Origin of the sequence: Lacticaseibacillus casei DSM 20011 = JCM 1134 = ATCC 393, assembly GCF_000829055.1 — a bacterium.
Taxonomy (GTDB): domain Bacteria; phylum Bacillota; class Bacilli; order Lactobacillales; family Lactobacillaceae; genus Lacticaseibacillus; species Lacticaseibacillus casei.
Window position 1 is genome coordinate 1,782,915 of the sequence record NZ_AP012544.1, and the last position, 15,088, is coordinate 1,798,002.

General features: G+C 47.9%; 6 protein-coding genes, 5 tRNA genes, 3 rRNA genes, 1 pseudogene and 1 riboswitch. Of the genes and pseudogenes, 3 read left to right on the plus strand and 12 right to left on the minus strand.

From position 1 onward, the window contains the following. Nucleotides 1-104: 104 nt before the first annotated feature. A tRNA-Thr gene (locus tag LBCZ_RS08765) sits at nucleotides 105-177 on the minus strand. Between the two features lie 4 nt (nucleotides 178-181). Then, a tRNA-Glu gene (locus LBCZ_RS08770) sits at nucleotides 182-253 on the minus strand. A gap of 197 nt (nucleotides 254-450) precedes the next feature. Between LBCZ_RS08770 and LBCZ_RS08775 the strand changes: the two are divergent. After that, nucleotides 451-1,090: pseudogene (locus LBCZ_RS08775) on the plus strand (NAD(P)-dependent oxidoreductase). 36 nt (nucleotides 1,091-1,126) lie between these two features. Further along, the gene (locus LBCZ_RS08780) at nucleotides 1,127-1,615 is read left to right on the plus strand and encodes a MucBP domain-containing protein (RefSeq protein WP_025013607.1); all 489 of its coding nucleotides are present in this window, start codon (nucleotides 1,127-1,129) and stop codon (nucleotides 1,613-1,615) included. 65 nt (nucleotides 1,616-1,680) lie between these two features. Here the strand turns inward: LBCZ_RS08780 and LBCZ_RS08785 are convergent, their stop codons facing one another. From LBCZ_RS08785 to LBCZ_RS08825, 9 genes are all read right to left on the minus strand, one after another. Then, nucleotides 1,681-2,202, minus strand: a complete 522-nt coding sequence (locus LBCZ_RS08785; RefSeq protein WP_025013608.1) for a hypothetical protein — start codon at nucleotides 2,200-2,202, stop codon at nucleotides 1,681-1,683. A gap of 271 nt (nucleotides 2,203-2,473) precedes the next feature. Further along, nucleotides 2,474-2,546, minus strand: a tRNA-Asn gene (locus LBCZ_RS08790). 7 nt (nucleotides 2,547-2,553) lie between these two features. Next, nucleotides 2,554-2,670, minus strand: a 5S ribosomal RNA gene (gene rrf, locus LBCZ_RS08795). 117 nt (nucleotides 2,671-2,787) lie between these two features. Then, nucleotides 2,788-5,705, minus strand: a 23S ribosomal RNA gene (locus LBCZ_RS08800). A 161-nt stretch (nucleotides 5,706-5,866) separates the two neighbouring features. Continuing rightward, nucleotides 5,867-5,939 (minus strand) — tRNA-Ala (locus LBCZ_RS08805). A gap of 34 nt (nucleotides 5,940-5,973) precedes the next feature. Beyond that, nucleotides 5,974-6,047: transfer RNA gene (locus LBCZ_RS08810), tRNA-Ile, on the minus strand. Nucleotides 6,048-6,137: 90 nt separating this feature from the next. Then, nucleotides 6,138-7,707: ribosomal RNA gene (locus LBCZ_RS08815) — 16S ribosomal RNA — on the minus strand. Together the 16S, 23S and 5S rRNA genes with 3 tRNA genes alongside form the textbook arrangement of a ribosomal RNA operon. 382 nt (nucleotides 7,708-8,089) lie before the next feature. Further along, entirely contained in the window at nucleotides 8,090-9,373 is a 1,284-nt protein-coding gene (serS, locus tag LBCZ_RS08820; RefSeq protein ID WP_025013116.1) for a serine--tRNA ligase, read from the minus strand. Nucleotides 9,374-9,795: 422 nt separating this feature from the next. Continuing rightward, complete coding sequence (locus tag LBCZ_RS08825; protein ID WP_039639184.1) at nucleotides 9,796-11,373, minus strand: helix-turn-helix domain-containing protein; 1,578 nt, start codon at nucleotides 11,371-11,373, stop codon at nucleotides 9,796-9,798. 245 nt (nucleotides 11,374-11,618) lie between these two features. Between LBCZ_RS08825 and LBCZ_RS08830 the strand changes: the two genes are divergently transcribed. Then, nucleotides 11,619-13,148: a helix-turn-helix domain-containing protein gene (locus LBCZ_RS08830; protein WP_039639186.1), complete on the plus strand. Its 1,530-nt coding sequence runs from the start codon at nucleotides 11,619-11,621 to the stop codon at nucleotides 13,146-13,148. A gap of 159 nt (nucleotides 13,149-13,307) precedes the next feature. Here the strand turns inward: LBCZ_RS08830 and LBCZ_RS08835 are convergent, their stop codons facing one another. Next, a complete protein-coding gene (locus LBCZ_RS08835) occupies nucleotides 13,308-14,768 on the minus strand; it encodes an amino acid permease (protein WP_025013115.1) in 1,461 nt (486 codons plus the stop codon). Nucleotides 14,769-14,912: 144 nt separating this feature from the next. After that, a riboswitch (Lysine riboswitch) is annotated at nucleotides 14,913-15,087 on the minus strand. Nucleotide 15,088: the final 1 nt, after the last annotated feature.

Here is a 15,088-nt window from a genome sequence, read left to right on the forward strand (position 1 = left end):
CCCAAAGTTTCAAAAACAAAGCCCTCCTAAGGTAACCTAGGAGGGCTTAAACGTTGATATATAGGCATTTCACTTTCTAAGAAAAGCTAAAATACCCTATGAAATGCCGGCTGCAGGACTTGAACCTGTGACCCTCGGTTTACGATACCGATGCTCTACCAACTGAGCTAAGCCGGCATACTGACCCGTACGGGATTTGAACCCATGTTACCGCCGTGAAAGGGCGGTGTCTTAACCACTTGACCAACGGGCCATTGCTGAACAACAAGTAAGATTATACAGGAGCAATATAGCACTGTAAAGCCTTTTTTCTCACACAATTTGGATTCCGAAAAGTACGTTGAAAAGACAGCGGAAGATTTAATTTTGGGCCAATTTAATTGTCTATCTACTTTTAGTAAGTGTATCATAAACCTTGAACCGACTCGTTATGAAAGGATGTTGTTATAGATGAAGATTGCAATTATTGGTGCGACTGGCAATGCAGGATTGGCGATCTACAAAGAGGCGCTTAAGCGAGGCCACGAAGTTACCGGTTACGTTCGTCATCCAGACAAAGGTATCGGCGTTCTTCCACCTGATGCCGAATTAGTGCAACAAGACGCCTTCACCCTCACCCGCGATCAGCTGCTGGGCTACGATGCGGTTGTTGATGCCTTCGCGACAACCGTTGAACAAGCCTATCTCCATATTGGTTTAGCCGATCACCTGATTCACGAGTTACGGAAGACCACCTCCCCGCGGCTAGTCTTTATCCTTGGCGCAGGCAGCCTGGAAACTGACGGCAAAGCTCCTGTATGATTTACTTAAAAATGACCCGCATGCACCGGCATTTATCAATACGCCTAAGAACCAGCTCAGAGAGTATCAACTGTTACAGTGGACCGACAATGTCAACTGGATCGGTATTTCGCCAAGCATGAACTTTGAACACGGCCCGGCAACTGAATACGTTCGCGGCGACAACACACTACTAAAAGACGACAACGGTAAATCCGTGCTCAACAGCGGCACATTAGCGGTTGCCTTGCTGGATGAGCTGGAAAAACCAACCATTAAGCAAACCCGCTTCACCGCCCGTAACGCCTAGTTCTTTTTTAAATCATCGAAAAGGATGTGAAATTATTTGGCACAAGTCACTTTAACCATTCATTATGTCGATGAAAACGGCAAAACATTAGGCCCAGACAATCACTTGATGAATACGCCAGAACATCATTTTCGACTCACTGCTCCGACCTTAATCGGTTATGACTTTGAAAAAGCCGTTCTCCCCGACGGCCAGCATGTCGGTGATCCAACTGTCACCGGTACCATGACGGGTGATGACCCGCAGCTAACCTTTATTTACACAACGGCGTCATCACTGGTTCATCACCCAGTTCCGGCAACATTGGTTATTCAGTACTTTGATAATCACAAACGGCCATTGCGTGACGCCCAGGTGCTGCATACCAAAACCGGTCACCAATATGAACTGACGGCACCGGACTTTCCTAATTTTCGCTATCACCACGCTATGTTACCCGGCGGCATGATTATGTCCGACAAAACCGTCTCTGGTCGCCTTATCCAGCCACATAATGAACTGACATTTATGTATGAACCTAAGTAAATTGTTGTTTCAATCAAAAACAGCTTCCGTTATGGCTTCATTGCCATGCGGGAGCTGTTTTGTTTTTACTGACCGGTCAATAAATTCTGTAACATACTAGTGTTACCTTGTTGTTGCAACAATTTGACATCCTGATACGCTCGATAGTAGTCACCTGAAGCGATTGCTTGGCGAACCGGAGTGATCGATTTCTCTTGGAACAACAATGCTGCAGCTAGCTTAGCTTGCGCCTGATTGGCACCAGTTGCCTTTTGCAGTAGAACCGCTGCCTGATCCTGATCTTGCGCGGCTTTCATGATCGTGCTCATTTTAGTCTCTTTCAATGTATCAGCTGCGCGTTGGAGTGCCGCATCAGTCGTTGCATTGCCCGTCTTCTGCGCAGTAATTTCCGACACCAAGCGAGATTTAACTGCGGCATCTGCTGGCGTATCATTGCCCGTCACATTGCGAATCGTATTATTGATTTGCGGAAAAAAGAAAACGCAAGCGACGATCAACAAAACCAAGACGCCTGCAACAATTGCAAAAATTTTAAGTCCCCGATGACGAGGCTTTTTCTGCTGGCGAAGTTGAATCCGATTATTCATCACGATACCTCTTTCATTTTCACTGACAAAACTCTGTATCAACATTATGCGGATATTGCCAAGCTTGGTCAAGTTTGACCATTACGTCATTGGCAATGACACGTGTCCGCTAAGTTACTACGTTTTTAAGCATCTTTTCGTGTATTCAAATGACAGATCAATTTCAATACGCGGTGACACTGTGTCACTCCTTATTTCATCATGTCATTAATGATCACTTACATCAATCTTTTGTAGAAAAAACACCCGTCAACGACGAGTGTTTCATGAGCTCCGGTTGTCAGGCTCGAACTGACGACAACCTGATTAACAGTCAGGTGCTCTACCAACTGAGCTAAACCGGAATAAACAGCGTGGCAGCTTCCTACCCTCGCAGGCAGTTTCCCACCAACTACTCTCGGCGTGAAGAAGCTTAACTTCTGTGTTCGGCATGGGAACAGGTGTATCCTTCTTGCTATCGCCACCACACTTATGAGAACTTTGCGCTCTCAAAACTGGCTATCATTGTTGTTTTTGTGTTGTCGGGAACCAGTGTATTTCATCGAAACGCGTTCGCAGTCGCAATCGCTCCTGCTCACGCTCTACTTGGTTAAGTCCTCGACCGATTAGTACTGGTCCGCTCCATGCATCGCTGCACTTCCACTTCCAGCCTATCTACCTGATCATCTTTCAGGGGTCTTACTTCCATATAGGAATGGGAAATCTCATCTCGAGGGGGGCTTCACACTTAGATGCTTTCAGCGTTTATCCCTTCCGTTCATAGCTACCCAGCGATGCGCCTGGCGGCACAACTGGTACACCAGCGGAACGTCCATCCCGGTCCTCTCGTACTAAGGACAGCTCCTCTCAAATTTCCTGCGCCCGCGACGGATAGGGACCGAACTGTCTCACGACGTTCTGAACCCAGCTCGCGTACCGCTTTAATGGGCGAACAGCCCAACCCTTGGGACCGACTACAGCCCCAGGATGCGATGAGCCGACATCGAGGTGCCAAACCTCCCCGTCGATGTGGACTCTTGGGGGAGATAAGCCTGTTATCCCCAGGGTAGCTTTTATCCGTTGAGCGATGGCCCTTCCATACGGAACCACCGGATCACTAAGCCCGACTTTCGTCCCTGCTCGACTTGTCAGTCTCGCAGTCAAGCTCCCTTCTACCTTTACACTCTGCGAATGATTTCCAACCATTCTGAGGGAACCTTTGGGCGCCTCCGTTACATTTTAGGAGGCGACCGCCCCAGTCAAACTGCCTACCTGACACTGTCTCCCGCCACGATCAGTGGCGCGGGTTAGAGTGTTCATACAGCTAGGGTAGTATCCCACCAACGCCTCCATCGAAACTAGCGTTCCGATCTCTACGGCTCCTACCTATCCTGTACAAGCGGTACCAACACTCAATATCAAGCTACAGTAAAGCTCCATGGGGTCTTTCCGTCCTGTCGCGGGTAACCCGCATCTTCACGGGTACTATAATTTCACCGAGTCTCTCGTTGAGACAGTGCCCAAATCATTACGCCTTTCGTGCGGGTCGGAACTTACCCGACAAGGAATTTCGCTACCTTAGGACCGTTATAGTTACGGCCGCCGTTTACTGGGGCTTCAATTCTGGGCTTCGCTTGCGCTAACTCATCCTCTTAACCTTCCAGCACCGGGCAGGCGTCAGCCCCTATACATCATCTTTCGATTTAGCAGAGACCTGTGTTTTTGATAAACAGTTGTTTGGGCCTATTCACTGCGGCTGACCTTGCGGTCAGCACCCCTTCTTCCGAAGTTACGGGGTCATTTTGCCGAGTTCCTTAACGAGAGTTCGCTCGCTCACCTGAGGATACTCTCCTCGACTACCTGTGTCGGTTTGCGGTACGGGTAGTTTATTTCTCACTAGAAGCTTTTCTTGGCAGTGTGACATCAGGAACTTCGCTACTTTAATTTCGCTCCCCATCACCGCTTGTCCTTATGGTCGCAAGCATTTCACTCGCCACCAGACTTGCGGCTTGGACGCACTTTTCCAGCTGTGCGCTTTCCTTAGCCTCCTGCGTCCCTCCATCGCTTAAACAAAATAAACTAGTGCAGGAATCTCAACCTGCTTGTCATCGACTACGCCTTGCGGCCTCGCCTTAGATCCCGACTAACCCTGGGAGGACGAGCCTTCCCCAGGAAACCTTAGTCATACGGTGGATCAGATTCTCACTGATCTTTCGCTACTCATGCCGGCATTCTCACTTCTAAGCGCTCCAGCCGTCCTCACGATCGACCTTCAACGCCCTTAGAACGCTCTCCTACCGCGCACCCTTACGGGTGCACCCACAGTTTCGGTATTATGCTTAGCCCCGGTATATTTTCGGCGCAGTGCCACTCGACTAGTGAGCTATTACGCACTCTTTAAATGGTGGCTGCTTCTGAGCCAACATCCTAGTTGTCTGTGCAACGCCACATCCTTTTCCACTTAGCATAAATTTAGGGACCTTAACTGGTGATCTGGGCTGTTCCCCTTTCGACAATGGACCTTATCGCTCACTGTCTGACTCCCGGAGTAAGATCGATGGTATTCGGAGTTTATCTGAATTCAGTAACCCTTGATGGGCCCCTAGTTCAAACAGTGCTCTACCTCCATGATCCATCCTCCGAGGCTAACCCTAAAGCTATTTCGGAGAGAACCAGCTATCTCCAAGTTCGTTTGGAATTTCACCGCTACCCACAACTCATCCCAGCATTTTTCAACATACATGGGTTCGGTCCTCCAGTGTGTTTCACCACACCTTCAACCTGGTCATGGGTAGGTCACTTGGTTTCGGGTCTACATCTGCCTACTCATTCGCCCTGTTCAGACTCGCTTTCGCTCCGGCTCCGACTTTTCATCTTAACCTCGCAGGCAAACGTAACTCGCCGGTTCATTCTACAAAAGGCACGCCATTACCCCTTAACGGGCTTTGACTAATTGTAGGCACACGGTTTCAGGAACTGTTTCACTCCCCTTCCGGGGTGCTTTTCACCTTTCCCTCACGGTACTGGTTCACTATCGGTCACTAGGGAGTATTTAGCCTTGGGAGATGGTCCTCCCGGATTCCGACGGAATTTCACGTGTTCCGCTGTACTCAGGATTCTGGACGGAGAGTCCGCCGTTTCGCTTACAGGGCTTTCACCTTCTATGGCGCAGCTTTCCAGCTGACTTCGACTACGTCGAACTTTGGTAACTCCAATGTCCAGTCCTACAACCCCGAGAAGCAAGCTTCTCGGTTTGGGCTCTTCCCACTTCGCTCGCCGCTACTATGGGAATCGAGTTTTCTTTCTCTTCCTGCGGGTACTGAGATGTTTCAGTTCCCCGCGTCTGCCGCCAACAAGCTATGAATTCACTTGCAGGCAATACACTGATGTGTACTGGGTTCCCCCATTCGGAAATCTCCGGATCAAAGCTTACTTATAGCTCCCCGAAGCATATCGGTATTAGTTCCGTCCTTCATCGGCTCCTAGTGCCAAGGCATCCACCGTGCGCCCTTTGTAACTTAACCTGTACTGACTTGCGTCAGCGGTTATGCGATGCGAATTTCTATATTAGAAACTCATACAAATACGCTGTGTTCTCGGCAATTTAAAACATTTACAACAATGATATCCAGTTTTCAAAGAACAAAGTCGCCGACTTACGTCGGTGAATTGGCCTGACGGCCAATGGAGGATAACGGGATCGAACCGATGACCTCCTGCTTGCAAAGCAGGCGCTCTCCCAGCTGAGCTAATCCCCCATAAGGGTTGTTCAATTAACAAGCGAACGCTTGATGGGCCTAGATGGACTTGAACCATCGACCTCACGCTTATCAAGCGTGCGCTCTAACCAACTGAGCTATAGGCCCGATAGGCGTAAAAAGAGAGGTCGTCCCCTCAAAACTAAACAAAGTTTCGTGTGTGCAGGTTTCCGTCAGACTTAAAGTCTGTTTCCTTAGAAAGGAGGTGATCCAGCCGCAGGTTCTCCTACGGCTACCTTGTTACGACTTCACCCTAATCATTTGTCCCACCTTAGACGGCTCGCTCCCTAAAAGGGTTACGCCACCGGCTTCGGGTGTTACAAACTCTCATGGTGTGACGGGCGGTGTGTACAAGGCCCGGGAACGTATTCACCGCGGCGTGCTGATCCGCGATTACTAGCGATTCCGACTTCGTGTAGGCGAGTTGCAGCCTACAGTCCGAACTGAGAATGGCTTTAAGAGATTAGCTTGACCTCGCGGTCTCGCAACTCGTTGTACCATCCATTGTAGCACGTGTGTAGCCCAGGTCATAAGGGGCATGATGATTTGACGTCATCCCCACCTTCCTCCGGTTTGTCACCGGCAGTCTTACTAGAGTGCCCAACTCAATGCTGGCAACTAGTCATAAGGGTTGCGCTCGTTGCGGGACTTAACCCAACATCTCACGACACGAGCTGACGACAACCATGCACCACCTGTCATTTTGCCCCCGAAGGGGAAACCTGATCTCTCAGGTGATCAAAAGATGTCAAGACCTGGTAAGGTTCTTCGCGTTGCTTCGAATTAAACCACATGCTCCACCGCTTGTGCGGGCCCCCGTCAATTCCTTTGAGTTTCAACCTTGCGGTCGTACTCCCCAGGCGGAATGCTTAATGCGTTAGCTGCGGCACTGAAGGGCGGAAACCCTCCAACACCTAGCATTCATCGTTTACGGCATGGACTACCAGGGTATCTAATCCTGTTCGCTACCCATGCTTTCGAGCCTCAGCGTCAGTTACAGACCAGACAGCCGCCTTCGCCACTGGTGTTCTTCCATATATCTACGCATTTCACCGCTACACATGGAGTTCCACTGTCCTCTTCTGCACTCAAGTTTCCCAGTTTCCGATGCGCTTCCTCGGTTAAGCCGAGGGCTTTCACATCAGACTTAAAAAACCGCCTGCGCTCGCTTTACGCCCAATAAATCCGGATAACGCTTGCCACCTACGTATTACCGCGGCTGCTGGCACGTAGTTAGCCGTGGCTTTCTGGTTGGATACCGTCACGCCGACAACAGTTACTCTGCCGACCATTCTTCTCCAACAACAGAGTTTTACGACCCGAAAGCCTTCTTCACTCACGCGGCGTTGCTCCATCAGACTTGCGTCCATTGTGGAAGATTCCCTACTGCTGCCTCCCGTAGGAGTTTGGGCCGTGTCTCAGTCCCAATGTGGCCGATCAACCTCTCAGTTCGGCTACGTATCATCGCCTTGGTGAGCCGTTACCTCACCAACTAGCTAATACGCCGCGGGTCCATCCAAAAGCGATAGCTTACGCCATCTTTCAGCCAAGAACCATGCGGTTCTTGGATTTATGCGGTATTAGCATCTGTTTCCAAATGTTATCCCCCACTTAAGGGCAGGTTACCCACGTGTTACTCACCCGTCCGCCACTCGTTTTAAGTTGAATCACAGTGCAAGCACCGTTCATCGACCAAAACTCGTTCGACTTGCATGTATTAGGCACGCCGCCAGCGTTCATCCTGAACCAGGATCAAACTCTCATATAAATATGAGCTGTTCGAATAGCTCGATTTGTTGTTCTAGCGAATTGACTTCGCAAATGTTACTTTTTGCCTCGATACCGGAGTATCAAGGACCCTGCACATTTAAACGAAACTTTGTTCAGTTTTCAAAGGACGACCTTGTCAAAAGACAACTTTGATAGATTATCATGATGAGCAAATCATGTCAACAACTTTTTGAATAAACATGCATTTGTTGAATGTCCTGATGTGCTATCAATTTGACAACGAAGAATATGATAGCAACTTTGTTGAACGCCGTCAACACTTTTTAAATGAGGTTTTACTAAGAAATTGAAGGCCGAACATTCAATCAAAAATGCAGCGAATTATTAACAATTCGCTGCATAAACATGCACTTTTTCAATTAGTCTTCTTGTTTGATGACAGTTTGGCCATGCATGTAAGGAACTAAGACATCCGGAATCTTAACGGTGCCGTCTTCTTGTTGGTAATTTTCAAGAATGGCTGCTACCGTTCGGCCAACTGCCAGTCCTGAACCGTTGAGTGTGTGGACAAACTGCAACTTGCCTTCGTCGTCGCGATAACGGATCTGCGCACGGCGCGCCTGAAAGTCTGTGCAATTGCTGCAGCTCGAGATTTCTCGGTATCGGTCTTGCGCTGGCAACCAGACTTCAAGGTCGTTCGTCTTAGCACTGGTAAAGCTGGCGTCGTTGCTGGCTAACGTGATGACATGGTAAGGCAATCCAAGCTTACGCAACAGATCCTCAGCGTCGTGAATCAGATTGGCTAATTCTTTCCATGAATCTTCCGGTTTACAGAACTTCACCATTTCAACTTTATTAAATTGGTGCATGCGGATCAAACCACGAGTATCACGACCGGCGCTGCCGGCTTCGGAACGAAACGCTGGCGTTAAAGCCGTAAAATTAATTGGCAGTTTATCCGCATCGATAATGTCACCACGATAATAGTTTACCAATGGCACTTCGGCTGTCGGAATCATAGTTAATGGCTCGCCGTCATTTGTAATGGTGTAAGTAGCATCGGTAAACTTAGGGAACTGGCCAGTCCCAAACATGGAATCGTTGTTAACCAAGTAAGGGGGAATGATTTCCTCGTAGCCTTCCTTTTGATGTTCATCTAAAAAGAAATTGTAAACGGCACGTTCTAAACGGGCTCCTGCCCCTTTATAGTAAACAAAACGGCTGCCCGAAACTTTTGCGGCTCGTTCAAAGTCCAAAATACCCAGACTCTCCCCGACGTCCCAGTGATGCTTCGGCTTAAAGTCAAAACTTGGGATCTTACCCCATTTGTATTCTTCCCGGGAGTCATCTTCATTAAGTGACATTGGTACGTCATCTGCCGGAAAATTCGGTAACCGCACAAGAATATAAGTCACTTTGTCATTAAGTGCCGCCAATTCTTTGTCTAAAGCACTGATCTTCTGGCCGACTTCACGCATCGCTGCAATTTGGTCATCCGCATTTTCTTTGTTGCGCTTCATGACGGCAATCTTCCCGGAAACTTCATTACGCTGAGCTTTTAGTTCCTCGGTTTGCACTGTCACTTTTCTGCGTTTTTCATCTAGAGCCAGTAGCTCGTCGATTTCTTCACCCTTAATCGCCCGGGCGGCTAATTTTTTCTTCGCCCATTCAGGCCTTTGCCGAATCAATTTCAGATCTAACATACTTTTCCTCCCTCATCATTTTGGTGTATCTGACACGTCAAAGTTTGCCTTGCCGCGTTTGCCAGCGCAGAAACCTGCGTGTAACCGCGCCGGTTCACGCTCAACAAAAAAAGCCCTTCATCTCCAATGGGACGAAAGGCTTCTTTTCGCGGTACCACCCAAGTTTGGCGTAGAACGCCACCCTCTTAGCCGATAACGGTCGGCTTCCGTGCAGCTCATCACTGCCCACTCATGCGCTGGAATAAGGATGATTGTCAGCTTGCACCAACCGCTGACTCTCTAAAACATCCACTTAGGCGCTTCAGACGTGTTAACTATACATTTCTAAAATACCGCATCTTGACATAGGATACAAGAAATTTTCGGATTTTTAGGATGAAGACGTACCCTACTCCAGTCAATTGAACGGATTGCATCGCGTTCTAGTAGATAAACCGGGCTTCTTTGAGCATCTTTTCATCCCAAAGTTCACGTAGCAAACTATAAAGCTGGCCGTAGTGGTCATTGGTGACATTGATGTGCCACGGGAAAATCTGCGTCTTACCGACATTGTCTTGAATGAGCCCTACCGAAGTCGTGATGACCAGATCAACATCCTTGAGATTAGCATCAGGCGACGCTAACTCAACGAACGGGACTGCATGCAAAAACGCCAAGAGATCGATATAGCCAGTCATTGTTTGTTCGATAATCGGAGCAACCAACACTTTTTTGCGTGGCTGAAATTGAACTACAAGTTGATGCAGGCTGCGATAAAATGCCTCTGTCAAAACTTCTCGGCAATTTCGAAACGATGACAGCTTCTTGCGCCCAATCACTTCGTCAAGCGTGACCTTAACCTGTTGGTAAAATGCCGGATCATCCTTGGTTTGCTGAATGTTTGAACTGAACTCGGCTAACAAACTGGTCGTAAAATCCTTATTAAACGCCAGCACACTCACCGTCACACTTAGCATATTGACGAATAGCAAACGGTAAATATCATCGGGTAGGTGAATATCACGCTTGAAGCTGTATGGAAAATGCTCGAAAAATCCACTGATCAGTTGATAAATCTCGGGATTATAGTTGTTTTTGCGCTCGATCATCCGCTTTTCAACTTGCTCATCCGTGATAATATATAGCGGTGCAAAATTAAATAGAAAATAAAGCGCGTCACTTTCGCTCTGTTGCTGCTGGGTGGTCAAATGCTCAAATTGTTTTGATTTATCCAGTAGTCGCGAGGCCGCGTCGCTGAACAAATTGGGAACCGGGTAATGCAGCACCTCCGATTGCGAATCGTGCACCAAAATGTGGCCGCTTAAAATGCGCTGATGGGAAATCGCCACATAATACATTAGTAACTCACGCGTGATGGTGTTGACCTTGCCGCTATCGAAGACGACCAGTAAGCCATCTAGAATCTGGCCAGCTTGCTGGTGCGTTAAATTTTCAAAAGGCCACGCTACGCCATTGGTTGCCAACCAATAAGCAATTGTCATAAACAGCCGGATATTTAATTCCGGGCCGGTAAATGATAGTGTTTCATACGAGAACTGCACTCCGCTTTGCCGCGCATAACCCCGAAGCGCCTTTAAATGGCGCAAAACCGTGGCTTTAGAGCTATCGCAGGCTTTCAAAAAATCATCAAGGTTCTCATACCGTTGATATAAGACAGCGTCTAAAAATTTGTATGGATGTGATTGGGCAACAAGATGATAGCGAAATTCGTCAGGCGGCACCGCAAATAGTGTTTTCACCGAACTATGGTGCCGGCCAAGCATTGCCTGTAATGAACTAATCAGGCCGTTATAAGTATTATAGACGCTGCCATAATTGCGGTTCGTAAGTGCTGCTATCTGTTTGAGATTAACCTCACTTACCAAGGGCCGATGACCACGATAAGCCGCTAATTTTGCCGTAACTGGTGTCTGCGCTTCCCGTACCTCGATAATGGTACGAAACAACCCCAGTTTCTCAGCGTCAGACATTGACAAAAAAATATCATGATTGTCTTTCATAAAATCTCCCTACTTCAAATAATTTACCCCATTTCCCATGATTATACTTCATCGAACATACAGCGTCAGGTTTCAAGCTCGGCACAAAGCTTGTCTATACCATTTTTATAGCAGTTTCTTATCTTAACAGATGGTTTTACGCATGTTTAAAGTTCAATAGTTCACTAATAAAACGTCATACTCGTCATTCTTTGTTATAATTGATATTGAAGCGAACAAAATTGTCTTCAGATTGGGGGATCACGATGCTTTACGAACAAACTTTTCTTGACCGCGCTGATTTCCAAAAATACCAAATGTTTTCAGCTATCAAGGATAGTAATGTCCAAACTTACACCATTAATACCCTCAGTCGGCACCTAGACCTTTCTTATCAGCAAGGTTACAACATCTTGCAGGAACTCTTCTGCGATCTAACTGAATTAACTGCCCACCCGGAAAATCTTAAACGTAAACAAATCAACCCTCTCATGGAAATTGACGTGACGGTTGATGATTATCACCTTTATTTGCTAAAACATGCGATCGCATTTCAATTTGTCGACTACATTGTTCAGGCAAATCATCCTTCTACCGAGCAATTTGGCCGCGCCCATTTCATCAGTCGCTCGACGTTGGTGCGTAAAACCGTCGCCTTGCGCGCATTGCTCGAACGATTCCAAATTAAGCTGTCTTTTAGTGACTTATGCTTCATCGGCGAAGAAAGCCGAATCCGCCTGTTTCTGTTTGATTTTTACTGGCTGGGGTATCATGGCGTGGACTGGCCATTTAAAGTGTTGGATGAGCAGCAAATTGTCAAAGAATACATGGCCTTGCCTAATGCTAAAACCAATCCGGTCGATGTTCTTGAAGAGATCCTTTTTTGGGCAATCTGTCGGGTGCGGATCAGCGGCAACCATTTTGTTACCGGCAACGAACCGTTTGACCGGATCTTCAATGATTACCCACCATTTCAGCATTCCGTTTATACGCAAGAAATGTTCCCGGCGTTCAATAAGCAATTCATGAAAGCTGAAAATGATTTTTTCTATTTTCAGCAACATCGAACGATCACCTTCTTGCCTGACACACCAGCCGATAAAGACTTTATTCATTACGTTCTTAGCCAAAAGACAGTTGTTGCCGATTTCGTTAAACGACTTTTAGCCTTTTTAGGTGATCATATTCGGCATCACACAGTCTTTGACCTTCAGCACGAACAGGGGTTGATCCTCAATCTGACCCGAATCGCATTGAACAATGAAATGCTGGGTGGCGACTTCATGCATTTGGTCGACTTTTTCAATCCCCGTGCGTTGAATTACACCAAAACCAATCTTTATCAAGGCCTTGAGGAATTCATTGCCACGCTGCCTGATACGCCGGCATATCGACACTTTCTTGGTAAGCAGCATCTATTTTTGCGCACGCTCTACTATTTGCTGACGCCTTATCTGCGCTACTTTGCGGAAACACCTACCGTACGGGTCAGATTGGCCTATCTCGACCACAACTTGCTTAACCGCCGCCTCGTCAACTTCCTATCCGATCTACCAATGGTTCACTTATTACCAGAACGTGCCGTTTTTAAAACAGCAGACCTCGTCATTACCAGCGTCGATAATGAGCAGGCCATCAAAGCCGCTGCGCCTGCCGGTTTTCACGGGCACATCATTAGTTGGACAGCGGAAGACAGCGATGACGCCATCTTCCAACTGTATTTGTTGATTCGCCGCTTGTACCTAAAGAAAACCGACGCCTCGTTATCAGCCCAAAATGTCGATCCCCCTTCGTAGGCTCCCGTCGTTCGAATAAATTTTAACAGTTAGCCATCAAAAATCGGCTCTAAAACGCAGCAATTTGCGTTTTAGAGCCGATTTAGTTTAGGCGCAAATTCATACTTTAACGAGAAACATTGCAGTCAGAAAGCCAATCAGGTAACCCGTTACTTACGCTCACTTGTTCGCTTGATGCTCGCGGTGCGGTGAAAGGTCGACTTTTTCTAGCGGAATCAGTTTGGTCTTGTGCTTCACCTTATACCAGACGAATAAAACGATGAATAGCGGAATAGACATGTAGGAAATCAGCAGACGCCCCCAGGCAAAATGTTGCACCGCTTGCAGATCCTGACCCACAATCACAATTAAGCTCATGATAATCGCCAAAATCGGGCCAACCGGGAACCATTTTGCATGATATTTTAACTCATGAACATCATGCCTCTGCTTCACAAACGCACGGCGGAAGCGAAAATGCGACACCGCAATCCCAAGCCACGCTAGGAATCCGGTCAGACCGGATACGGCGACCAACAGTTGGTAAACATGGGGTCCCATGATGCTGGTTAAAAATGTCAAACCACCGACCAGCATCGTCAGTAGTAAGGCTGCAATCGGAATGCCGCGCGTATTCGTTTTTTGAAAAACGCGTAGCGCAAATCCGGATCCGCCCATGGCCCACAACATTCGGGTTGAAGCATACATGCCGGAATTGGCAGACGATAAAACCGATGTCAGAATCACGGCGTTCATCACGCTGGCCGCTCCGGCGAGGCCAATTCGATCAAAAACCAGCGTAAACGGCGAAATTGCCACTTGATCAACACTGGCGCCTAACAGGTTCGGACTGGTATAAGGAATGATGGCGGCAATGACAGCGATAGACAAAATATAGAACAATAAGATCCGCCAAAACACCTGCTTAATCGCCTTGGGAATGCTGGTTTCCGGGGTAGCACTTTCGCCCGCGGTAATCCCGATTAGCTCGGTGCCTTGAAAAGAAAACCCTGCGACCACGAAAACCGCTAATGTTGCCGGCAACCCACCAACAAACGGCGCCGCCTCGGTCGTATAATTTTTAAAGCCAATGGGACCGTGCCCGCCCATGATTCCCATAATGGTCAACAAACCCACGACCAGAAAGACCAGTACGGTGATCACTTTGATTAATGACAGCCAGTATTCGGTTTCGCCAAACGACTTAACGGAAATAATGTTAATCGTAAAAATAAGCGCCAAAAAGCCCAGCGAAAACAGCCAGCCTGGCACATCCGGCAACCAGAAGTGCATCACAATGGCAGTTGTCGAAACATCAACCGCAACGGTGATGGCCCAGTTAAACCAGTAGTTCCAACCTAAGGCAAAGCCAAACGCCGGATCAACAAACCGGCTGGCGTACTCTGAAAAGGAACCGGATACCGGCACATAGGTGGCCATTTCGCCTAAACTGGTCATTAGAAAGAACACCATTAACCCGATGCCAATATATGCCGCGATTGCGCCGCCCGGGCCGGCAGTTGCAATCGCGCTGCCGCTGGCGACAAAAAGTCCGGTGCCAATACTGCCGCCGAGGGCAATCATTGAAAGATGCCGGGTTTTGAGTTCTCGTTTTACCTGATTCGTTGCTGACTGTGCCACAAAAGTACTCCTTTGCTGAATGGGTTGAGATGTTAAACGTTGGGTTTGTTACGGTTACAGGGCGTTTAAGCACTAAAAAAACCGGTGGGTGTCAGTAACTAACCCATCGGCTTATTCTGCTTTCCGTCATGAATAAACGTGATCCGATTTGTTAGCGCCCCGCGATAGTCGCGACAGTCCAGCAGATGTTATCCACTGGCCCAACACCGCCTCACTGAACTAAGCCGGCATTTCGGCACCTTTCCCTTTAACAACTGCGCATCTGGCGTTCAGGCCATTGCAGTTGCGACTGATGATCGGTGCGACCTCTAATCTTGATT